Below are 21,821 nucleotides of genomic sequence, written 5' to 3' on the forward strand. Positions count from 1 at the left end.
GAAACAAACTTCTGCCTTCGCGGCCCTTCAGGCTTGCATCAGACCTCGCAGACGAACGTCCCGGTCCCCTGCAGAATGTTCTGCAGCGTTTCCTTCACCTCGTCCATATCGCTCAGTTCGCTGGTCAGGATGATCTCCAGCGTTTCATCCCCCTTCAAGGCATCGCGATCCCCGGCCGCCACTTCGATCAGCAGGCGCTGGGCAGTCAAGGTCACCTTCAAGCCATCCAGCGTCGAGGGCTCGTCATCGAGCGTCAGGTCGACCGTGTCTTCATCCGGGTAACGGGTGAGCAGGACCATCTGACCCTTGTCGCCGTGGCAGCAGAGGGTCGCCATGTTGTCTTCCTCGTCATCGCAAGGGTTGGCGAAGAGCAGGGCGGTCTTGATTTGCATGAACAGGCTCGGGTCAAAGGAAACGGAAGGGAATTCTGACAGTCTTGTGTACATCCATAAACGTAAAGTTACCGCCCCTTGACCGAAATTGTCGCAGCGCTGCAAGCGTTGGTGACTACTCAGTCGTTAAGCTTCGGCGAGCCCTGAGCGTGCCACGCACGTTCAACGCCTGGTTTAACCGTCCGCCTTGCCACGGGTTGGCTATCGTTGATTCGTACACGGCGCACGCGAGCGACGCTTCAATTATTACAAAGCCCAAGCGGAGTACCACAGATGGCGTTTTTCACCGCAGCCAGCAAGGCCGACTTCCAGCATCAACTGCAAGCGGCTCTGGCGCAGCACATCAGCGAACAGGCACTGCCACAAGTGGCCCTGTTCGCCGAACAGTTCTTCGGCATCATCTCAATGGACGAACTCACCCAGCGCAGGCTTTCCGACCTGGCTGGCTGTACCCTTTCTGCCTGGCGCATCATCGAGCGCTTCGACGCCGAACAACCCCAAGTGCGGGTGTACAACCCTGATTACGAACGCAACGGCTGGCAGTCGACCCACACCGTGGTCGAGGTGTTGCACCACGACCTGCCGTTTCTGGTGGACTCGGTGCGCACCGAGCTCAACCGCCGCGGCTACAGCATCCACACCCTGCAGACCACCGTACTGAGCGTGCGCCGCGGTGCCAAAGGCGAGCTGCTCGAGCTGCTGCCCAAGGGCACCCACGGCGAGGGTGTGCGCCATGAGTCGCTGATGTACCTGGAGATCGACCGTTGCGCCAACGCCGCCGAACTGACGGTGCTGACCCGCGAGATCGAACAGGTGCTGGCTGAAGTGCGTGTGGCGGTCGCCGACTTCGAACCGATGAAGGTCAAGCTGCGCGAAGTGGTGGCGCAGGTCGAGCAGACTGCGTTTGGCCCGGCGCAGCACGAGAAGGGCGAGGTGAAGGCGTTTCTCGAGTGGTTGCTGGACAACCATTTCACCTTCCTGGGCTACGAGGAGTTCACCGTCCAGGGCGGCAGCGATGGCGGCCAGATGGTCTACGACGAGCAGTCCTTCCTCGGCCTGCCGCGGCGCTTGCGCGTGGGGCTGACGTCTGAAGAGCTGCGCATCGAAGACTACGCCGTGGCCTACCTCAACGAGCCACTGTTGTTGTCCTTCGCCAAGGCCGCGCTGCCCAGCCGTGTGCACCGCCCGGCCTACCCGGACTACGTGTCGATTCGCCAGCTGGACGCCGAGGGCAAGGTGGTCAAGGAATGCCGCTTCATGGGCCTGTACACCTCTTCGGTGTACGGCGAGAGCGTGCATGCCATCCCTTACATTCGGGTCAAGGTTGCCGAAGTCGAGCGCCGTTCGGGCTTCGATCCCAAGGCTCACCTGGGCAAGGAGCTGGCCCAGGTGCTCGAGGTGCTGCCGCGCGACGACCTGTTCCAGACGCCGATCGACGAGCTGTTCAGCACCGTCATGGCCATCGTGCAGATCCAGGAGCGCAACAAGATCCGCGTGTTCCTGCGCAAGGACCCGTACGGCCGCTTCTGCTACTGCCTGGCCTACGTACCGCGTGAGATCTACTCCACCGAAGTGCGGCAGAAGATCCAGCAGGTGCTGATGGAGCGCCTGAAAGCCAGCGACTGCGAGTTCTGGACCTTCTTCTCCGAGTCGGTACTGGCGCGGGTGCAACTGATTCTGCGGGTCGATCCGAAAAACCGCATCGACATCGACCCGCAACAGCTGGAAAACGAAGTGATCCAGGCGTGCCGCTCGTGGCACGACGACTACTCGACCCTGGTGGTGGAGAACTTCGGCGAAGCCCAGGGCACCAACATCCTGGCCGACTTCCCCAAAGGCTTCCCGGCGGGCTACCGCGAGCGCTTCGCTGCGCATTCGGCAGTGGTCGACCTGCAGCACGTGCTGGGGCTGTCCGAAAGCAAGCCGCTGGCCATGAGCTTCTATCAGCCATTGACCCAGGTCGGCGAGCGTACCCTGCATTGCAAGCTGTACCACGCCGACACCCCGCTGGCGCTGTCCGATGTGCTGCCGATCCTGGAGAACCTCGGCTTGCGCGTGCTGGGCGAGTTCCCGTACCGCCTGCGTCACGCCAATGGCCGTGAATACTGGATCCACGACTTCGCCTTTACCTACAGCGAAGGCCTGAGCCTGGACATCCAGCAGCTCAACGACACCTTGCAGGACGCGTTCATCCACATTGTCGGCGGCGACGCCGAGAACGACGCCTTCAACCGCCTGGTGCTGACCGCCGGCCTGCCTTGGCGCGATGTGGCACTGCTGCGTGCTTATGCCCGCTACCTCAAGCAGATCCGCCTGGGCTTCGACCTGGGTTACATCGCCAGCACCCTGAACAACCACACCGACATCGCCCGCGAGCTGACCCGGTTGTTCAAGACCCGCTTCTATTTGGCGCGCAAGCTTACCCAGGACGACCTGGACGACAAGCAGCAACGCCTGGAACAGGCGATCCTGAGCGCCCTGGACGATGTTCAGGTACTCAACGAAGACCGCATCCTGCGTCGCTACCTGGACCTGATCAAGGCCACCCTGCGGACCAACTTCTACCAGCCGGACGGCAACGGCCAGAACAAGTCGTACTTCAGCTTCAAGTTCAACCCCAAGCTGATCCCCGAGCTGCCAAAGCCGGTACCCAAGTTCGAGATCTTCGTCTATTCGCCACGGGTCGAGGGTGTGCACCTGCGCTTTGGCAACGTCGCCCGCGGCGGCCTGCGCTGGTCGGACCGCGAGGAAGACTTCCGCACCGAGGTGCTCGGCCTGGTCAAGGCCCAGCAGGTGAAGAACTCGGTGATCGTGCCGGTCGGCGCCAAGGGCGGCTTCCTGCCGCGCCGCCTGCCACTGGGTGGCAGCCGTGACGAAATCGCCGCTGAAGGCATTGCCTGCTACCGCATCTTCATTTCCGGCCTGCTCGACATCACCGACAACCTCAAGGACGGTGGCGTGGTGCCGCCGGCCAATGTGGTGCGCCACGACGATGACGACCCGTACCTGGTGGTGGCCGCCGACAAAGGCACCGCGACGTTCTCCGACATCGCCAACGGCATTGCCATCGACTACGGCTTCTGGCTGGGCGATGCCTTCGCCTCGGGCGGCTCGGCCGGCTATGACCACAAAAAAATGGGCATCACCGCCCGGGGCGCGTGGGTTGGCGTACAACGCCACTTCCGTGAGCGCGGCATCAATGTGCAAGAAGACCCGATCACCGTGATCGGCGTCGGCGACATGGCCGGCGACGTGTTCGGCAATGGCTTGCTGATGTCCGACAAGCTCAAGCTGGTGGCGGCGTTCAACCACCTGCACATCTTCATCGACCCGAACCCGGAGCCGGCCAACAGCTTCGCCGAGCGCAAGCGCCTGTTCGACTTGCCGCGTTCGGCCTGGAGCGACTACGACACCAGCATCATGTCCGAAGGCGGCGGGATCTTCCCGCGCAGTGCCAAGAGCATCGCCATCAGCCCACAGATGAAAGAACGCTTCGCCATCGAAGCCGACCGCCTGACCCCGACCGAGCTGCTCAATGCACTGCTCAAGGCGCCGGTCGACCTGCTGTGGAACGGCGGCATCGGCACTTACGTCAAGGCCAGCACAGAAAGCCACGCCGATGTCGGCGACAAGGCCAACGACGCCCTGCGCGTCAACGGCAACGAGCTGCGCTGCAAGGTGGTGGGCGAGGGCGGCAACCTCGGCATGACCCAGCTCGGCCGGGTCGAGTTCGGCCTCAATGGCGGTGCGACCAACACCGACTTCATCGACAACGCTGGTGGCGTCGACTGCTCGGACCACGAGGTCAATATCAAGATCCTGCTCAACGAAGTGGTGCAGGGTGGCGACATGACCGAGAAGCAGCGTAACCAGCTGCTCGGCAGCATGACCGAAGAGGTCGGCGCGCTGGTGCTGGGCAACAACTACAAGCAGACCCAGGCGCTGTCCCTGGCAGCCCGTCGCGCCCGCGAGCGGATCGCCGAATACAAGCGCCTGATGGCGGACCTGGAAGGGCGTGGCAAGCTGGACCGTGCCATCGAATTTCTGCCGTCCGAAGAGCAACTGGCCGAGCGCCTGGCCGCAGGCCAAGGCCTGACTCGCGCCGAGCTGTCGGTGCTGATCTCGTACAGCAAGATCGACCTCAAAGAGCAACTGCTCAAGTCGCGGGTGCCGGACGACGACTACCTGACCCGCGACATGGAAACTGCGTTCCCGCCCTCGCTGGTCAGCAAGTTCGCCGATTCCATGCGTCGCCACCGCCTGAAGCGCGAGATCGTCAGCACCCAGATCGCCAACGACCTGGTCAACAACATGGGCATCACCTTCGTCCAGCGCCTGAAGGAGTCGACGGGCATGAGCCCGGCCAACGTGGCGGGTGCGTATGTGATCGTGCGCGACATCTTCCACCTGCCGCACTGGTTCCGTCAGATCGAAGCCCTGGACTACCAGGTGCCGGCCGAGGTCCAGCTGACCTTGATGGACGAACTGATGCGCCTGGGCCGCCGCGCCACCCGCTGGTTCCTGCGCAGCCGTCGCAATGAGCAGGACGCCGGGCGCGACACCGCGCACTTCGGGCCGAAGATCGCGCAACTGGGGCTCAAGCTGGACGAGTTGCTGGAAGGGCCGACCCGCGAGCGCTGGATGGTGCGTTACCAGGGCTTTGTCGAAGCCGGTGTGCCTGAACTGCTCGCGCGCATGGTGGCCGGTACCAGCCACCTGTACACGCTGTTGCCGATCATCGAGGCGGCTGATGTCACCGGCCATGACCCGGCGCAGGTGGCCAAGGCGTTCTTCGCGGTGGGCAGTTCGCTGGACCTGACCTGGTACTTGCAGGAAATCAGCAACCTGCCGGTGGAAAACAACTGGCAGGCCCTGGCCCGCGAGGCATTCCGCGACGACATCGACCTGCAGCAGCGGGCGATCACCATCTCTGTGTTGCAGATGGCCGATGCGCCGCAAGACATGGATGCCCGCGTGGCGCTGTGGGCCGAGCAGCACCGGGTGATGGTCGAGCGCTGGCGTGCGATGCTGGACGACCTGCGCAATGCCACCGGCACGGACTATGCGATGTATGCGGTGGCCAACCGCGAGCTGGTCGACCTGGCAATGAGCGGGCAGGCGGCGGTGGTGCCTTCATAAGTCGCAGGCTGTAAGCTACAAGCTGCAAGCAGACCTTCGCAGGTTTCGCTTGCAGCTTTTGTCTCCGCCACCATTGGCTGTCTTGGCGCAGTCCCGCTTTTTTCTTGTAGCTTGAAGCTTACAGCTTGAAGCTTTCTTACTTGAACCGACGCTCCACGCCTTTTTCCACCAGAATCTTCGCCGAAATCTCCTCCACCGAAAAATGCGTGGAATTGATATTGGGAATGTTCTCCCGGCGGAACAGGCTCTCTACCTCGCGGACTTCGAACTCGCACTGGGCAAAGCTTGAGTAGCGGCTGTTGGGCTTGCGCTCGTGGCGAATGGCGGTCAGGCGGTCGGGGTCGATGGTCAGGCCGAACAGCTTGTTGTGGTGCTTTTTCAGCACCGCTGGCAATTGCAGGCGCTCCATGTCGTCTTCGGTCAGCGGGTAGTTGGCCGCACGGATACCGAACTGCATGGCCATGTACAGGCAGGTTGGCGTCTTGCCGCAACGCGAGACCCCGACCAGAATCAGGTCGGCCTTGTCGTAGTAGTGCGTGCGCGCGCCATCATCATTGTCCAGGGCGAAGTTGACCGCTTCGATGCGCTCCATGTAGTTGGAATTACCGCCGATCGAGTGCGATTTGCCGACGGAATACGACGAATGGGCGGTCAATTCCTGCTCAAGCGGGGATAAAAACGACGAAAAGATGTCGATCATGAAGCCGTTCGAGGTGGCCAGGATCTCACGGATGTCCTGATTGACGATGGTGTCGAAGATGATCGGCCGCACGCCATCACGCTCGGCAGCAGCGTTGATTTGCTGCACCATGGTTCGCGCTTTGTCCGGCGAATCGATGTAGGGACGGGTGAATTTGCTGAACGGAATGCTTTCGAATTGAGCGAGCAGGCTTTGCCCCAGGGTCTCGGCAGTGATGCCGGTGCCGTCGGAGATGAAGAACGCGGTTCTTTTCATTTGCACCCTGGGCCTTAAGCTGATGACGTTTCTTGGATATGATAAGTTCGGTTTGCCGAATGCGGCTGTCGGCATTCTCACTTATTTTCCAGGTACAGGCCACAAACGCCCGGCCAAGTCAAAGAAGACAGGCGGGCGCCTTTGAGCTTTTCCAACACAGTTAGTGGAGAGATCACCTTGGTAGAGTACGTAGTTTCCCTCGAAAAGCTCGGCGTCCATGATGTGGAGCATGTGGGGGGCAAGAACGCATCCCTGGGCGAGATGATCAGCAACCTTGCGGGTGCTGGTGTATCGGTGCCGGGCGGCTTTGCCACTACGGCGCAGGCGTACCGCGATTTTCTCGAACAGAGTGGTCTCAACGAGCGTATCCATGCCGCGCTCGATGCGCTGGATGTCGATGACATCAATGCCCTGACCAAAACCGGCGCGCAGATTCGCCAGTGGGTCATGGAAGCCGAATTCCCGGCGCGTCTGGATTCGGAAATCCGTACGGCCTTCGCTGAAATGGCCGCAGGCAACGACAACATGGCCGTAGCCGTGCGCTCGTCTGCCACCGCCGAAGACTTGCCGGACGCCTCGTTCGCCGGCCAGCAGGAAACCTTCCTCAACATCCGTGGCGTCGACAACGTGATCCGCGCGGCCAAGGAAGTGTTCGCCTCGCTGTTCAACGACCGCGCCATCGCCTACCGCGTGCACCAGGGCTTCGACCACAAGCTGGTGGCCCTGTCTGCCGGTGTGCAGCGCATGGTCCGTTCGGAAACCGGCACCGCCGGTGTGATGTTTACCCTCGACACCGAGTCGGGTTTCCGCGACGTGGTGTTCATCACCGGCGCCTATGGCCTGGGTGAAACCGTGGTGCAGGGTGCGGTCAACCCAGACGAATTCTACGTACACAAGAACACCTTGCAGGCTGGCCGCCCGGCGATCCTGCGCCGCAACCTGGGCAGCAAGGCGATCAAGATGGTCTACGGCGACGAAGCCAAGGCCGGTCGTTCGGTCAAGACCGTCGAGGTCGACCGTGCCGAGCGCGCCCGCTTCTGCCTGAGCGATGCCGAAGTCAACGAGCTGGCCAAACAGGCCATGATCATCGAGCAGCACTACCAGCGCCCGATGGACATCGAGTGGGCCAAGGACGGTGACGACGGCAAGCTGTACATCGTTCAGGCCCGCCCTGAAACGGTGAAAAGCCGCTCCAGCGCCAATGTCATGGAACGCTACCTGCTGAAAGAAAAGGGCACCGTACTGGTCGAAGGCCGTGCGATCGGCCAGCGCATCGGCGCCGGCAAGGTCCGCGTGATCAACGATGTGTCCGAGATGGACAAGGTGCAGCCCGGTGACGTACTGGTCTCCGACATGACCGACCCGGACTGGGAACCGGTCATGAAGCGCGCCAGCGCCATTGTCACCAACCGCGGCGGGCGTACCTGCCACGCGGCGATCATTGCCCGTGAGCTGGGTATCCCTGCAGTCGTCGGTTGCGGTAACGCCACTCAGTTGCTCAAGGACGGCCAGGGCGTGACAGTGTCCTGCGCCGAGGGCGACACCGGCTTCATCTTCGAAGGTGAGCTGGGCTTCGACATCAAGCAGAACTCGGTCGACGCCATGCCGGACCTGCCGTTCAAGATCATGATGAACGTCGGCAACCCGGACCGTGCCTTTGACTTCGCCCAGCTGCCCAACGCCGGTGTCGGCCTGGCGCGCCTGGAGTTCATCATCAACCGCATGATCGGCGTGCACCCCAAAGCGCTGCTCAACTACGCCGGCCTGCCGGCAGAGTTGAAGGACAGCGTCGACAAGCGCATCGCCGGCTACGACGACCCGGTCGGCTTCTATGTCGAGAAGCTGGTCGAAGGCATCAGCACCCTGGCGGCAGCCTTCTACCCGAAAAAGGTCATCGTGCGCCTGTCGGACTTCAAGTCCAACGAGTACGCCAACCTGATCGGCGGCAAGTTGTACGAGCCGGAAGAAGAAAACCCGATGCTGGGCTTCCGCGGTGCTTCGCGTTACATCAGCGAATCGTTCCGTGACTGCTTCGAGCTCGAGTGCCGTGCCCTGAAGCGCGTGCGCAACGAGATGGGCTTGACCAACGTCGAGATCATGGTGCCGTTCGTGCGCACCCTGGGCGAAGCCAGCCAGGTCATCGACCTGTTGGCCGAAAACGGCCTGGCCCGTGGCGACAATGGCCTGCGCGTGATCATGATGTGCGAGTTGCCGTCCAACGCGATTCTGGCCGAAGAGTTCCTCGAGTACTTCGACGGCTTCTCGATCGGCTCCAACGACCTGACCCAGCTGACCCTGGGCCTGGACCGTGATTCGGGTATCATCGCGCACCTGTTCGACGAGCGTAACCCGGCCGTGAAGAAGCTGCTGGCCAACGCCATCCAGGCGTGCAACAAGGCCGGCAAGTACATCGGCATCTGCGGCCAGGGCCCATCGGACCACCCGGACCTGGCCAAATGGCTGATGGAGCAGGGCATCGAAAGCGTGTCGCTGAACCCGGACTCGGTGCTCGAGACCTGGTTCTTCCTGGCCGAGGGCCAGGGCGCAGCCTGATACAGTGGATTGCGGGGGCGCGTCTGGCGCGCCCCCGCCTGGTTTGATCCAGGGCGAGTTCCAGTAATGGTTCCCGCCCTTTTTTGTGCACCAAGCAACCTTATGCAAAGCAGCAGCACTTTATTTCCCGTGGCCTTGCTCAGCGCTGAGCGGCGAGGCGACTTGAGCGAAGACGTGTACCGGATCAAGGCCGGCAACAGCCCTGACCCGAGCGTCGAGCTGGCCGTGACCCGCCTTGGCCTGGCCGATCAGGGTCAGGCTCAAGGCGTACCGGTCATTCTTTTGCACGGCAGTTTTTCCAATCGGCGCTTCTGGTATTCGCCCAAAGGGGTCGGCCTGGGCGCGTTTCTGGCCCGCGCGGGTTTCGATGTGTGGATCCCGGAGATGCGCGGCCATGGCCTGTCGCCGCGCAATCGCCAGTGGCAGCACAACCGTGTCGCCGACTATGCCCGCGATGACTTGCCGTTGATTGGCGCTTTCGTGCTGGAACAAACCGGCCAGGCGCCGCACTGGCTTGGCCATTCCCTGGGCGGGACAACCTTGGCCGCTGCACTGGGTGGCGGCTACCTGCCAACCGAGCAGGTGGCCAGCGCCGCGTTCTTCGGTACCCAGGTCAGCCGCGTGTACTGGCCGTTGAAAGTGCCGCCGGTGGTGTGGGGGGCGAAGCTGCTGCTCAAGCGCTGGCGGCAGATTCCCGGGCAGCGGCTTAAGCGTGGCCCCGAGGACGAACCGATCGGCTTGGCACTTGAAAGCATGCGCTGGCATGGCCTGTTCGGGCGCTTTGGCGACAAGGACAACGACTGGTGGGCGGGCCTTGCGCAAGTGGATGTGCCGGTGCTGGCCGTGGCCGGTACGGGCGATTACCAGGACCCGGTCTGGGCTTGCCGCAAGCTGTTCGACCAGTTGGGCGGGGAGCGCAAGCAGTTTCTGCGCTTGGGCCGCGAGGAAGGCTTCGATGCGTTCGGGCATGTCGACATGCTGGTCAGCAAGGCCGCGCAGGCGCAGGTCTGGCCGTTGGTGGAACGCTGGTTGAGGAACCCGTCTATGCCGGTGCATGCATCGACTGTTGTGGCGCAGGCTGTGCCAGCCAGCTGATTCCATGCTGCCTGCGCTGGCCCCTTCGCGGGGCAAGCCCGCTCTCACAGGTGCCCCACTGTTCTTAAGGCAGTGAAATACCTGTGGGAGCGGGCTTGCCCCGCGAAGAGGCCAGTGCCGAAGGAATGCAACTGACTGCTCGGTCCCGGATGACGTCAACAGCTTCCTCGGTGTAGCCTTGGCCCATACCCGCTTTCGTTGTGACTGACAGGAGCTTCCCATGCAGCATTACGTAACGCCCGACCTGTGTGACACCTACCCTGACCTGGTCCAGGTGCTCGAACCTATGTTCAGCAACTTCGGCGGCCGCGATTCGTTCGGTGGCCAGATCGTCACCCTCAAGTGCTTCGAAGACAACTCGCTGGTCAAGGAGCAGGTCGAGCTCGACGGCAAGGGCAAGGTTCTGGTGGTTGACGGTGGCGGTTCGCTGCGCTGTGCGCTGCTGGGCGACATGCTGGCCGAGAAAGCGGCCAAGAACGGCTGGGAAGGCCTGGTGATCTACGGCTGCGTGCGTGACGTGGACATCTTGATCCAGACCGACGTCGGCGTGCAGGCCTTGGCCAGCCACCCGAAAAAAAGCAACAAGCGTGGCGTCGGCGAGCTCGACGTGCCGGTGACTTTCGCCGGGGTGACCTTCCGCTCGGGCGAATATGTGTATGCCGACAACAATGGCGTGCTGGTTTCGCCAAGCCCGCTGAAAATGCCGGAGTGATGCGCCGCACGCGCTGATGGAGCTTTGATGTTCGAGGAAGACAACGCGCAGTGGGGGCTGGTGCATGCCCTGGTGCTCGATGGCAAAGGCGGCGCGCGCTCGATTGCCCGTACCGAACTGGACGACCTGCAACTGCACCCCCAGGAAAGCCTCTGGTTGCACTGGGACCGCAGCCATCCACAAACCCGCACCTGGCTGCTGCGCGACAGCGGCCTGAGCGAGTTCGCCTGCGAACTGCTGCTGGAAGAAAACACCCGGCCGCGCTTGCTGCCGCTGGTGGACGAACAGTTGTTGCTGTTCTTGCGCGGGGTCAACCTCAACCCGGGCGCCGAACCTGAAGACATGGTCTCGGTGCGCATCTTCGCCGAGGCGCAACGGGTCATCTCGCTGCGCTTGCGGCCGCTTCGGGCCAGTGACGAGATGCTCCAGTTGCTCGGCGAGGGCAGGGGGCCGAAGTCAGCTTCGGCGTTATTGCTGCTGATGGGTGAGCTGCTGACCGAGAAGGTCCAGGGCCTGGTCAGCGACCTGTCCGAGCTGGTCGACCTCGAGGAAGAAAAGGTCGAATCCGACGAGCGGTACACTCCCGAGCAGGGTAGCCTGCAGCAGATCCGCCGCCGTGCGGCCGGCTTGCGACGTTTTCTGGCGCCGCAGCGGGAAATCTACGCACAGCTGTCACGCAGCAAGTGGAGCTGGTTCGCTGATGCCGATGCCGACTACTGGAACGAGTTGAACAACAGCCTGATCCGTTACCTCGAAGAGCTGGAGCTGACCCGCGAGCGGGCCGCATTGGTGCTTGAAAGCGAGGACCGGCGGCGCAGCGAGCGCATGAACCGCACCATGTACCGCTTCGGCATCATCACCTGCATCTTCCTGCCCATGAGCTTCATCACCGGCTTGCTGGGCATCAATGTCGGCGGCATTCCGGGGGCGGAAAACCCCTACGGCTTCTTGTTTGCCTGCATCATCGTGCTGGGGCTGGCGGTAGGGCAGTGGTGGCTGTTCCGTCGGCTGCGGTGGGTCTAGATGTTGAATTCCTTGCCCGCGAAGCAGGCGACAGCGGTTCATTTTGCACCACACGCCCCCAGGCGATGTGTGACCCATGCCCCGGCGCTCTCGTCTCTGACAGATACTGCGCGAGGTGCCCATGCACGATCCGTTTGAAGAATCCCTGCGCGACCTGCTCAAGGCGTCGCCGTCCGGCCAGGACCGAGACGACGCCGCCTGCCTGGGTCGTGTGCTGAAAACCGCCAACCGCCAGGTCGGTGCGGGTGATCTGTTCAGCCTGCTTGGCCGTTGGAGCCAGGCGCTGCTGATCGCCGTCAACAATGGCTCGGCGCATGTAGCGCCGGTGCGCAGAAACTCTACCCGCAACGCTGCCACCGGCAGCAAAGCAGATAAGGCCGATTGAATATGGAACTGGATCTCTGGACCCAAAGCCTGGTCACCGCCATGACTGCCCTTTGGACCAAGGTGGCGAACTTCATCCCTAACCTGTTCGGCGCCCTGGTCGTGGTGCTGCTCGGTTTCGTAGTGGCCAAGCTGCTCGATACGCTGCTGTCCAAGCTGCTGGCCAAGCTCGGCCTGGACCGCCTGATGGCAGGTACCGGGCTGACCAAGATGCTGAGCCGCGGTGGCATCCAGGTGCCGATTTCGACCCTCATCGGCAAGATCGTCTACTGGTTCGTACTGCTGATCTTCCTCGTCTCGGCCGCGGAATCGCTGGGCCTTGAGCGGGTTTCGGCGACCCTCGACATGCTCGCCCTGTACCTGCCGAAAGTATTCGGCGCGGCGCTGGTGCTGCTGGCCGGTGTGCTGCTGGCGCAGGTGGCCAATGGCCTGGTGCGCGGCGCTGCCGAAGGCATTGGCCTTGAGTACTCCGCAGGCCTTGGGCGTATCACCCAAGGCCTGGTGATCATCATCAGCATCTCGGTGGCCATCAGCCAGCTCGAGGTCAAGACCGACCTGCTCAACCACGTGATCGTCATCGGGCTGATTACCGTTGGTCTGGCCGTTGCCTTGGCCATGGGCCTCGGCAGCCGCGAAATCGCCGGGCAGATATTGGCCGGTATTTACGTGCGTGAGCTGTATCAAGTCGGCCAGCAGGTGCGGATTGGAGAGGTCGAAGGGCATATCGAGGAAATCGGCACGGTCAAGACGACGCTGTTGACCGATGATGGCGAACTGGTGTCGCTGTCGAACCGTGTGCTGCTTGAGCAGCGCGTCAATAGCCGCTAACCGCACAAAAGCTGTTAATGTATGCCGCCGCGAAATCGACCCCCGGGGTCGCGCGGCGACATTGACCTGACTGTCGGCCAGATTCGTTTTGAATAAAGTTCATTCGCCGCCCATGCGTTATGACCCCCGCGAGCTCACCGACGAAGAGTTGGTGGCGCGTTCGCATGAGGAGCTGTACCACGTTACCCGCGCCTATGAGGAGCTCATGCGGCGCTACCAGCGGACCCTGTTCAACGTCTGTGCGCGTTATTTGGGGAACGACCGGGATGCCGACGATGTCTGTCAGGAGGTGATGCTCAAAGTGCTGTACGGGCTGAAGAACTTCGAGGGCAAATCGAAGTTCAAGACCTGGCTCTACAGCATCACCTACAACGAGTGCATTACCCAGTACCGCAAGGAGCGCCGCAAACGTCGGCTGATGGATGCCTTGAGCCTGGACCCTGTTGAAGAGGCGTCCGAGGACAAGGCTCCGAAACCCGAAGAAAAGGGCGGGCTGGACAAGTGGCTGGTGCATGTGAACCCGATCGACCGGGAAATCCTGGTGCTGCGATTTGTCGCAGAGCTGGAATTTCAGGAGATCGCCGACATCATGCACATGGGCCTGAGCGCGACGAAAATGCGTTACAAGCGCGCGCTAGACAAGCTTCGGGAGAAATTTCACGGGCTCGATGAAACTTAAGCGTGTGCAAATATCTCTAACGAATCGGCGAGTTCTGCTAGACTTGCCGTCGAGTTGTCCCCCTTGTTGTTGGTGGGACTGCTTAACTATCACCAGATGGGGATTTAACGGATGAAATTGAAAAACACCTTGGGCTTGGCCATTGGTTCGCTTGTAGCCGCCACTTCGATTGGCGCTATGGCACAAGGTCAAGGCGCCGTCGAAACTGAAATCTTTTACAAAAAAGAATTCTTCGACAGCCAGCGCGACTTCAAGAACGACGGCAACCTGTTCGGCGGCTCGATCGGTTACTTCCTGACCGACGACGTTGAACTGCGTCTGGGCTACGACGAAGTTCACAACGCTCGTGGCGAAGACGGCAAGAACATCAAGGGCTCGAACACCGCCCTGGACGCCGTTTACCACTTCAACAACCCGTACGACGCCATCCGTCCGTACGTTTCCGCTGGTTTCTCGCACCAGTCGCTGGGCCAGACCGGCCGTGGCGGTCGTGACCACTCCACCTTCGCCAACGTTGGCGCTGGCGCCAAGTGGTACATCACCGACATGTTCTACGCCCGTGCCGGCGTTGAAGCTCAGTACAACATCGACCAGGGCGACACCGAGTGGGCCCCGAGCGTTGGCGTTGGTCTGAACTTCGGCGGTAGCCCGAAGCAAGCTGAAGTTGCTCCGGCCCCAGTTGCCGAAGTCTGCTCCGACAGCGACAACGATGGCGTCTGCGACAACGTCGACAAGTGCCCAGACACCCCGGCCAACGTCACCGTTGACGCCGACGGCTGCCCGGCTGTTGCCGAAGTCGTTCGCGTTGAGCTGGACGTCAAGTTCGACTTCGACAAGTCGGTCGTCAAGCCTAACAGCTACGGCGACATCAAGAACCTGGCTGACTTCATGAAGCAGTACCCATCGACCACCACCACCGTGGAAGGTCACACTGACTCCGTGGGTCCAGACGCTTACAACCAGAAGCTGTCCGAGCGTCGTGCCGACGCTGTCAAGCAAGTACTGACCAATCAGTACGGCGTAGAATCCAACCGTGTTGAATCGGTTGGCTACGGCGAGACCCGTCCGGTTGCCGACAACGCCACCGAACAAGGTCGCGCTGTTAACCGTCGCGTTGAAGCGCAAGTAGAAGCCCAGGCCAAGTAATTGGTTTGATGCTTCATGAAAAACCCGGCCTCGGCCGGGTTTTTCTTTGTCTGTGATTTAGGGGGTGACACTGAGATTCTGGGGCTGCTACGCAACCCTTTCGCAACGCAAGGCTGCGCTTACAGCGCCGGTGACGACCTCGCCGATCACCAGAATTGCCGGGCTGCTTAGCCCGAACGCCCGCGCATCCTCAACCATCCCCTGTACATCACTGCGGCATTCGCGCTGCTGCGCCAATGACGCATTCTCGATCATCGCCACCGGCATATGCGCAGCCATCCCGCCGGCCAGCAGGCCTTGGCGAATCTGCTCCAGCCGCGCAACGCCCATGTACACCACCAGCGTCGTACCGCCCTGGGCCAGCGCCGCCCAGTTCAGCTCGCTGTCATCCTGGGTGTGTGCCGTTACCAGCGTCACGCCGCGGCTCACCCCGCGCGAAGTCAGCGATATACCGCATTGCGTCGCGCCTGCCAGGCCCGCCGTGATGCCGTTGACCAGCTCCACTTCGATGCCATGCCCTTGCAGCCAGGCAGCCTCTTCGCCGCCACGGCCGAAGATGCACGGATCGCCCCCTTTGAGCCTGACCACGCAGCGCCCCTGGCGCGCATGGCGCAACATCAGGCGCTGGATAAAGGCTTGAGGCGTGGACCGGCAGCCGCCGCGCTTGCCCACGGCCATCACCCGTGCCTGGGGGCAATGCTCAAGCACTGCGGGGTTGACCAGGTCGTCGATCATCACTACCTGGGCTTGCTGCAATGCGCGCACGGCCTTGAGGGTAAGCAGTTCGGGATCACCAGGGCCGGCGCCGACCAGCCAGACTTTCGCATTCATCGTTGTTTCCTCTTCGGCAAGGTGTACTCAGCCCTTGAGCAGGACGAGCAGCACTATCAGGTTGCACAGCAGGGACAGCAGGGCCAGGGTGCGCCAAACTTTCAGCGGTTCGCGCTCCAGCAAGGGGCGGGGGCGGTGGGCCAGCTCCTGGCGGTCGCCGCGTTCGAGTAGCAACAACCAGTGCTCGGCGGTTTCAAAGCGTTGCGCCGGGTCGGCCGCTACCGCTTGCAGCAGGTTGTGCTGCAACCATTCCGGCAGGTCGGGGCGATAGCGCGCAGCGTTGACCGGCTGGCTGAAGCGTGGCCGCTGGAACGGCTCCACTTCGCCATAGGGGTAGTGCCCCGTCAGCAGCTGGTAAAGCGTCACGCCGACGGCATAAAGGTCTTGCCGCGGGCTGGGTGGTTGGCCGTCGAAGGCTTCCGGGGCGATATAGGATGGCGTGCCAGGCAGCTCGTGCTGCGGGTCTTCAGACAAGCCGGGGCAATACGCCAGGCCGAAGTCCAGCAACCGCAACTGTCCATCGGCGCCCAGGTGCAGGTTGTCTGGCTTGATGTCGCGGTGCAGCAAGTTGCGCCGATGCAGCACGCCGACCGCTTGCAGCAGTTGACGGGCGATCTCCAGCCACTGCGCCAAGGGCAGCGGCCCGTGCTCGGCGAGCAGTGCCGAAAGGCTCTGGCCGGGGTGTTCGCGCATCACGTAATACAGGTGCTGGCGCTGGCTGGCGACGTGGAGTTCGGGGAAGTGTCGCCCTGCGACCCGGCGCAGAAACCACTCTTCCATCAGCAACCCTTGGGCGGCCCCTGGCTCCTGTTCGCGCGCGCTGGGCAGGGTCTTGAGCAGCCAGGGCTGGCCGTGGCCGTCACGTACCCGGTACAGCAGCGATTGACGGCTGTGCGAGAGCAGGGTGTCGACCTGCCAACCATCGAGCGCCTGGCCTTCACGCAGGGGGCCGGGTACAGGCCACTGTTGCAACTGCGCCAGGGTATCGCCCAGGCTGGCCGTACCCAGCTGTTGCACCTGCACCAGCAGGGCGCTGGCGTTGTCCTGGCTGCCATTGAGGTGAGCGCTGGCGACCAGCGTGTCAGCGGCCAACTGCAGGTCGGGTTGCTCGCGCAATACCGCCTGGATGTGCTGGTCCCCCAGGCTGGCCCAGACGCCGTCGCTCACCAACACATAGCACTCGCCCGCCTGCAGTTCACCTTCCAGGTAATCGACCAGCAGTTGTTGGTCCAGGCCCAGCGCGCGCTTGAGCACATGCTGCATACCCGGTTGGTCCCAGACGTGGTCTTCGCTCAGGCACCGCAGGTGCCCTTGGTGCCAGCGGTAGACCCGGCAGTCGCCAACATGCGCCAAGGTAAAACGCCGCCCGCGTAGCACCAGGGCGCTGAGCGTGGTCAGCAGCGGTTGGCCGCTACCCTGGGCACGCAGCCAACGGTTCTGCGCCAGCAGCAGGCGGTCCAGCGCCTGCGCCACGCTCCAGGTGGCGGGGGTGGCGTAGTAGTCCAGGGCCAGGGCCTGCAAGCTGGCGCGTGCTGCCAGGCCGCCATCGGCGCATTGGCTGACACCGTCGGCGAGGGCGAACAGGTAGCCTTTGCTGGCGGCCAGTTCCGGCGCCGGCGTGACCAGGCGCAGGGCATCCTGGTTTTCCGCGCGCGGCCCGGTGGCACTGGCGTGGGCAAAGCTCAGTTGCAGGCTCATCGGCGTGCCTCAGACCCGCGCCGCAGTCACGGCGGCCGAGCCCCAGGTGGTGCGCCAGCGCTGTTTGACGCCATGCAGGCCGAACCAGGCCAGCAGGCCGAGGCTGGCGAACAGCCACAGCCCCAACTGGTAGTCACCGGTGTGCTGCTTGATGGTGCCAAGCCCCGCAGCCAGCAGGAAGCCGCCAATACCACCGGCCATGCCGATCAGCCCGGTCATCACGCCGATCTCCTGGCGAAAGCGTTGCGGCACCAGCTGGAATACCGCGCCATTGCCGGCGCCCAGGCCGAGCATGGCGCTGACGAACAGCGCCAGGGCAGCGGTTGCGCTGGGCAGGTTGAAGCCGACTGCGGCGATGCAGATGGCGGCCACGCTGTACATGCCCAGCAAGGTGCGGATGCCACCGAAGCGATCGGCCAGGGCGCCGCCGAGTGGGCGCATCAGGCTGCCGGCAAAGACGCAGGCAGCCGTGTAGTAGCCGGCGGTGACCGGGCTCAGGCCATATTGGTCACTGAAGTAGCCGGGCAGGGCGCTAGCCAGGCCGATGAAGCCGCCGAAGGTGACGCTGTAGAAGAACATGAACCACCAGCTGTCGCGGTCACCGAGGGCCTTGAGGTAGTCGGCCATGGCCTTGCGCTTGGGCCGCTCAGGTGCGTTGCGCGCCAGCAGGGCAAATACCACCAGGGTCAGCGACAGCGGGATCAGGGCGAAGCCGAACACGTTGTTCCAGCCAAAGCCTGCGGCCAGGGCGGGCGCCAGCAACGCCGCGAACACCGTGCCCGAGTTGCCGGCACCGGCGATCCCCATGGCCTTGCCCTGGTGCTGAGGCGGGTACCACTGCGAGGCCAGTGGCAGCGAAACGGCGAACGAGGCCCCGGCAAAACCCAGGAAGACGCCCAGCAGCAGGGCGTGCTCGTAGCTGTGCACGCCCAGGTACCAGGCGCCGGCCAGGGCAATGATGACCACGACCTGGCCGATCAGGCCGGCGGTCTTGGGCGACAGGCGATCGACCAGCAGGCCCATGGCGAAGCGCAATATCGCACCGGCCAGAATGGGTGTGGCCACCATCAGGCCACGTTGCTGTGCACTCAGCTGCAAGTCGGCGGCAATTTGCACCGCCAGCGGGCCGAGCAGGTACCAGACCATGAAGCTCAGGTCGAAATACAGGAACGCAGCGAACAGCGTGGGCACATGCCCGGATTTCCAGAAGCTGGTACTCATTGAACACCTCACTCGGCAAAACAACGGAACGAAAAAGACGCCGCTACCCGGCCCACGGCTGTGGAGGGGTGAGCGACGTCTTTGTCGGGATCAAGTGGGGCAACCGCCGTTGGCTACCGGTGTGGTTTCTTCAGCAAGAGCTGGGCCAACTCGCTCCTTCGGGGTTCAGCCCAACATTTCGTGCATGGCGATGATCTGCTCGGCCACCTGGATCAGCTTTTGTTGCCGGCTCATGGCCTGGCGGCGCATCAGGGTGTAGGCCTGCTCTTCGTTGCAGTCCTTCATCTTCATCAGCAAGCCTTTGGCCTGTTCGATGCGCTTGCGCTCGGCCAACTGCAGGTCGCGCGCCACCAACTGCGCCTTGAGCGCCTGGTCGCTCTCGAAGCGGGCCATGGCCACATCCAGGATTGGCTGCAGCCGCGCAGCGTGGATGCCCTCGACGATGTAGGCGCTGACCCCCGCCTGGATAGCCTGGCGCATCACGCCCGGGTCATGCTCGTCGGTGAACAGCACGATGGGCCTTGGGCGGTCGCGGCTGACCAGCACCACTTGTTCCATCACGTCGCGATCCGGTGAGTCGGTATCGATCAACACGACGTCCGGGTGCACCGTTTCGACGCAGGCGGGCAGGTCGATGGTCAGGCCCGGGGCTTCGATGACGTCGAAACCGGCCTCGCTCAGGGCCGCCTTGAGCCTGCCCAGCTTGTTTTGAGTGTCGTCGATCAGCAGGATACGCAGCATGTTCATCCCCCTCACAGGCCAGCGCAGGCTTCGGGTGTGTCGCCCAGGGCATGCAAGCGGAAGCTGCGGGCATAGCCGTAGGGGTCGCTGCCGTCCCAACGTGTACCGTCGATCAGCAGGCTGCTGCGCATCGGCAGGCCGTGGCAAGGGATGCCGAGGGTGTCTGCGGCTTCGCGATAGAGCCCCAGTTGCTGGACCTGGCTGGCCACGCCGAGGTAGTCGGGGTCGTCGCGCAGCAGGCCCCAGCGGCGGAACTGGGTCATGAACCACATGCCGTCGGACAGGTACGGCAGGTTGGCTTGGCCCTGGTCGAACAGGCGCAGGGCGTGGGGGTCTTGCCACTGGTTGCCCAACCCGTCCTGGTAGTCGCCAAGCAGGCGTGGCTCAATGTTGCCCACCGGGGTGTCCAGGTAGGCATTGGCGCTGAGTAGCTGTGCGGTGCTGCGGCGGTTCTCAGGGCTTTGCTCGATGAAGCGGCTGGCCGCGAGGATCGCCTTGATCAAGGCGCGGGCACTGTTGGGGGACTGCTCGGCGAAGGTGCGGGCGCACGCGAGGACCTTCTCCGGGTGGTCCGGCCAGATCGACTGGCTGGTTGCCAAGGTAAAACCCTGGCCCTTGCCGACGGCATCGGCTGACCAGGGCTCGCCGACACAGAAACCGTCGATGCGGCCTGCCTGGATATGCGCGGCCATCTGTGCCGGCGGTACCACCACGCTGTCGACATCGCGCAGCGGGTGGATGCCTTGGCTCGCCAGCCAGTAGTACAACCACATGGCGTGGGTGCCCGTGGGGAAGGTCTGGGCAAAGGTCAGGCGTGCGCCATGCTGGTGCACCAGGCGCGCCAATGCCTCAGGGCTGGTCACACCCTTGCGTTGCAGGGCAGGGGAAAGGTTGATGGCCTGGGCATTCTGGTTCAGCCCCATGAGCACGGCCATGTCACTGGCTGGCACACCACCGATGCCCAGGTGCACGGCATAGGCCAGGCCGTACAGGCAGTGCGCGGCATCCAGTTCGCCGCTGACCAGTTTGTCGCGCAGCCCCGCCCAGGAACCCTGGCGCTTGAGGTTGAGGGCCAGGCCGTGCTGCTGGGCAAAACCCTGGGTGGCGGCGACCACCACCGAGGCGCAATCGGTCAGGGCCATGAAGCCAATGTTCAGGCTGGGTTTTTCCGGCGCGTCGCTGCCGTTGACCCAGGCCAGGGGCGTTGCTCGGGGTGCTGTGTTCACAAGGTTCCTCGCCCGTACTGAAAAGGCAGTGCGGTGTGCGAAGCAACGCATGTGCCAAGCGGCCGAGGATTTACTGTCATGCCAGCCGTGCGCTGGCTATAATCGCCCCCTCATTCACCCCGAGCCTTGCCCGCCCATGTATACCCTGGCCCGCCAGCTGCTGTTCAAGCTTTCCCCGGAAACCTCCCACGACCTGTCCCTGGACCTGATCGGTGCCGGTGGCCGTCTTGGCCTCAATGGCATGCTGTGCAAGCAGCCGGCGGCTTTGCCGGTGTCGGTCATGGGCTTGAACTTCGCCAACCCGGTGGGCCTTGCCGCTGGCCTGGACAAGAACGGCGCGGCCATCGATGGCTTTGCTCAGCTGGGCTTCGGCTTCGTCGAGATCGGTACCGTCACACCGCGCCCGCAGCCGGGCAATCCGAAGCCGCGGATTTTCCGCCTGCCGGAAGCCACGGCGATCATCAACCGCATGGGTTTCAACAACCTGGGCGTCGATCACCTGCTCAAGCGCGTGCGAGCTTCGCGTTACAACGGCGTGCTGGGCATCAACATCGGCAAGAACTTCGACACCCCGGTCGAGCGTGCGGTCGATGACTACCTGATCTGCCTGGACAAGGTCTATGCCGACGCCACCTACATCACCGTCAACGTCAGTTCGCCGAACACGCCGGGGCTGCGCAGCCTGCAGTTTGGCGACTCGCTGAAGCAGTTGCTCGATGCCTTGGCCGAGCGCCGCGAGCAGTTGGCGGTTACGCAGGGCAAGCGCGTGCCGTTGGCGATCAAGATCGCCCCGGACATGAGTGATGAAGAAACCGCACTGGTGGCTGCTGCGTTGATGGAATCGGGCATGGACGCGGTGATCGCCACCAACACCACGCTGAGCCGTGAAGGCGTCGAAAGCTTGCCTTATGGGGGCGAAGCCGGTGGTTTGTCGGGTGCTCCGGTACTGGCGAAGAGTACTCACACGGTGAAGGTGCTGGCAGGTGAGCTGGGCGGCAAGCTGCCGATCATTGCTGCGGGTGGCATCACCGAGGGGCGTCACGCCGCCGAGAAAATCGCCGCCGGGGCCAGCCTGGTGCAGATCTACTCGGGCTTCATCTATAAAGGCCCTGCGCTGATCCGCGAGGCAGTGGATGCTATCGCCGCGATGCCACGACAACCTTCAGGTTTTTAACCGGCCATAAAAAGGGCCCCATCA

At 63.0% G+C, this 21,821-nt stretch carries 17 protein-coding genes; 10 read left to right on the top strand and 7 right to left on the bottom strand.

What is annotated here, in order from left to right; genetic code table 11:
• Positions 1-38: 38 nt before the first annotated feature.
• Positions 39-392 (bottom strand): hypothetical protein, encoded by a 354-nt coding sequence (locus LJX93_RS07570; protein WP_033700495.1) that lies wholly within the window; start codon positions 390-392, stop codon positions 39-41.
• Positions 393-665: 273 nt separating this feature from the next.
• Here LJX93_RS07570 and LJX93_RS07575 point away from each other — a divergent pair, with 273 nt between their 5' ends.
• Positions 666-5,531 (top strand): NAD-glutamate dehydrogenase, encoded by a 4,866-nt coding sequence (locus LJX93_RS07575; RefSeq protein WP_033700493.1) that lies wholly within the window; start codon positions 666-668, stop codon positions 5,529-5,531.
• Between the two features lie 136 nt (positions 5,532-5,667).
• Here the strand turns inward: LJX93_RS07575 and LJX93_RS07580 are convergent, their stop codons facing one another.
• On the bottom strand, positions 5,668-6,486 hold the full coding sequence (locus LJX93_RS07580; RefSeq protein WP_033700492.1) for a pyruvate, water dikinase regulatory protein: 819 nt from the start codon (positions 6,484-6,486) through the stop codon (positions 5,668-5,670).
• 177 nt (positions 6,487-6,663) lie between these two features.
• Here LJX93_RS07580 and ppsA point away from each other — a divergent pair, with 177 nt between their 5' ends.
• The 8 genes from ppsA to LJX93_RS07620 all read left to right on the top strand — a co-directional run bounded on the left by ppsA (position 6,664) and on the right by LJX93_RS07620 (position 14,906).
• Positions 6,664-9,039 (top strand): phosphoenolpyruvate synthase, encoded by a 2,376-nt coding sequence (ppsA, locus tag LJX93_RS07585; protein WP_033700491.1) that lies wholly within the window; start codon positions 6,664-6,666, stop codon positions 9,037-9,039.
• A gap of 102 nt (positions 9,040-9,141) precedes the next feature.
• A complete protein-coding gene (locus LJX93_RS07590; protein WP_077068566.1) occupies positions 9,142-10,134 on the top strand; it encodes an alpha/beta fold hydrolase in 993 nt (330 codons plus the stop codon).
• Positions 10,135-10,354: 220 nt separating this feature from the next.
• The gene (gene rraA, locus LJX93_RS07595; protein ID WP_033700488.1) at positions 10,355-10,846 is read left to right on the top strand and encodes a ribonuclease E activity regulator RraA; all 492 of its coding nucleotides are present in this window, start codon (positions 10,355-10,357) and stop codon (positions 10,844-10,846) included.
• Between the two features lie 27 nt (positions 10,847-10,873).
• Positions 10,874-11,869, top strand: a complete 996-nt coding sequence (locus LJX93_RS07600) for a zinc transporter ZntB (protein WP_033700487.1) — start codon at positions 10,874-10,876, stop codon at positions 11,867-11,869.
• A 121-nt stretch (positions 11,870-11,990) separates the two neighbouring features.
• Complete coding sequence (locus LJX93_RS07605; RefSeq protein ID WP_033700486.1) at positions 11,991-12,254, top strand: hypothetical protein; 264 nt, start codon at positions 11,991-11,993, stop codon at positions 12,252-12,254.
• Between the two features lie 2 nt (positions 12,255-12,256).
• Entirely contained in the window at positions 12,257-13,081 is an 825-nt protein-coding gene (locus LJX93_RS07610) for a mechanosensitive ion channel family protein (RefSeq protein ID WP_033700485.1), read from the top strand.
• Between the two features lie 112 nt (positions 13,082-13,193).
• Complete coding sequence (gene sigX / locus LJX93_RS07615) at positions 13,194-13,760, top strand: RNA polymerase sigma factor SigX (protein WP_033700483.1); 567 nt, start codon at positions 13,194-13,196, stop codon at positions 13,758-13,760.
• Positions 13,761-13,871: 111 nt separating this feature from the next.
• The gene (locus tag LJX93_RS07620) at positions 13,872-14,906 is read left to right on the top strand and encodes an OmpA family protein (RefSeq protein ID WP_047583273.1); all 1,035 of its coding nucleotides are present in this window, start codon (positions 13,872-13,874) and stop codon (positions 14,904-14,906) included.
• Between the two features lie 87 nt (positions 14,907-14,993).
• On the opposite strand, the gene cobA is transcribed toward LJX93_RS07620, so the two are convergent.
• The 5 genes from cobA to LJX93_RS07645 form a co-directional block, all read right to left on the bottom strand.
• The gene (cobA, locus tag LJX93_RS07625; RefSeq protein WP_033700480.1) at positions 14,994-15,737 is read right to left on the bottom strand and encodes a uroporphyrinogen-III C-methyltransferase; all 744 of its coding nucleotides are present in this window, start codon (positions 15,735-15,737) and stop codon (positions 14,994-14,996) included.
• Between the two features lie 27 nt (positions 15,738-15,764).
• Positions 15,765-17,435 (bottom strand): bifunctional protein-serine/threonine kinase/phosphatase, encoded by a 1,671-nt coding sequence (locus tag LJX93_RS07630; protein WP_047583275.1) that lies wholly within the window; start codon positions 17,433-17,435, stop codon positions 15,765-15,767.
• A gap of 9 nt (positions 17,436-17,444) precedes the next feature.
• Positions 17,445-18,656 carry a nitrate/nitrite transporter gene (locus tag LJX93_RS07635; protein WP_033700478.1) on the bottom strand — a complete coding sequence of 404 codons (1,212 nt, stop codon included), beginning with the start codon at positions 18,654-18,656 and terminating at the stop codon, positions 17,445-17,447.
• A gap of 165 nt (positions 18,657-18,821) precedes the next feature.
• Positions 18,822-19,397, bottom strand: coding sequence for an ANTAR domain-containing response regulator (locus tag LJX93_RS07640; RefSeq protein ID WP_033701481.1), 576 nt, complete (start codon positions 19,395-19,397; stop codon positions 18,822-18,824).
• 11 nt (positions 19,398-19,408) lie between these two features.
• Positions 19,409-20,623 carry a CmpA/NrtA family ABC transporter substrate-binding protein gene (locus LJX93_RS07645; RefSeq protein ID WP_227696894.1) on the bottom strand — a complete coding sequence of 405 codons (1,215 nt, stop codon included), beginning with the start codon at positions 20,621-20,623 and terminating at the stop codon, positions 19,409-19,411.
• 136 nt (positions 20,624-20,759) lie between these two features.
• Between LJX93_RS07645 and LJX93_RS07650 the strand changes: the two genes are divergently transcribed.
• Complete coding sequence (locus LJX93_RS07650) at positions 20,760-21,797, top strand: quinone-dependent dihydroorotate dehydrogenase (protein ID WP_047583277.1); 1,038 nt, start codon at positions 20,760-20,762, stop codon at positions 21,795-21,797.
• Positions 21,798-21,821 lie beyond the last annotated feature (24 nt).

Origin of the sequence: Pseudomonas sp. HN2-3 (genome assembly GCF_020691745.1) — a bacterium.
Taxonomy (GTDB): Bacteria; Pseudomonadota; Gammaproteobacteria; order Pseudomonadales; family Pseudomonadaceae; genus Aquipseudomonas; species Aquipseudomonas capeferrum.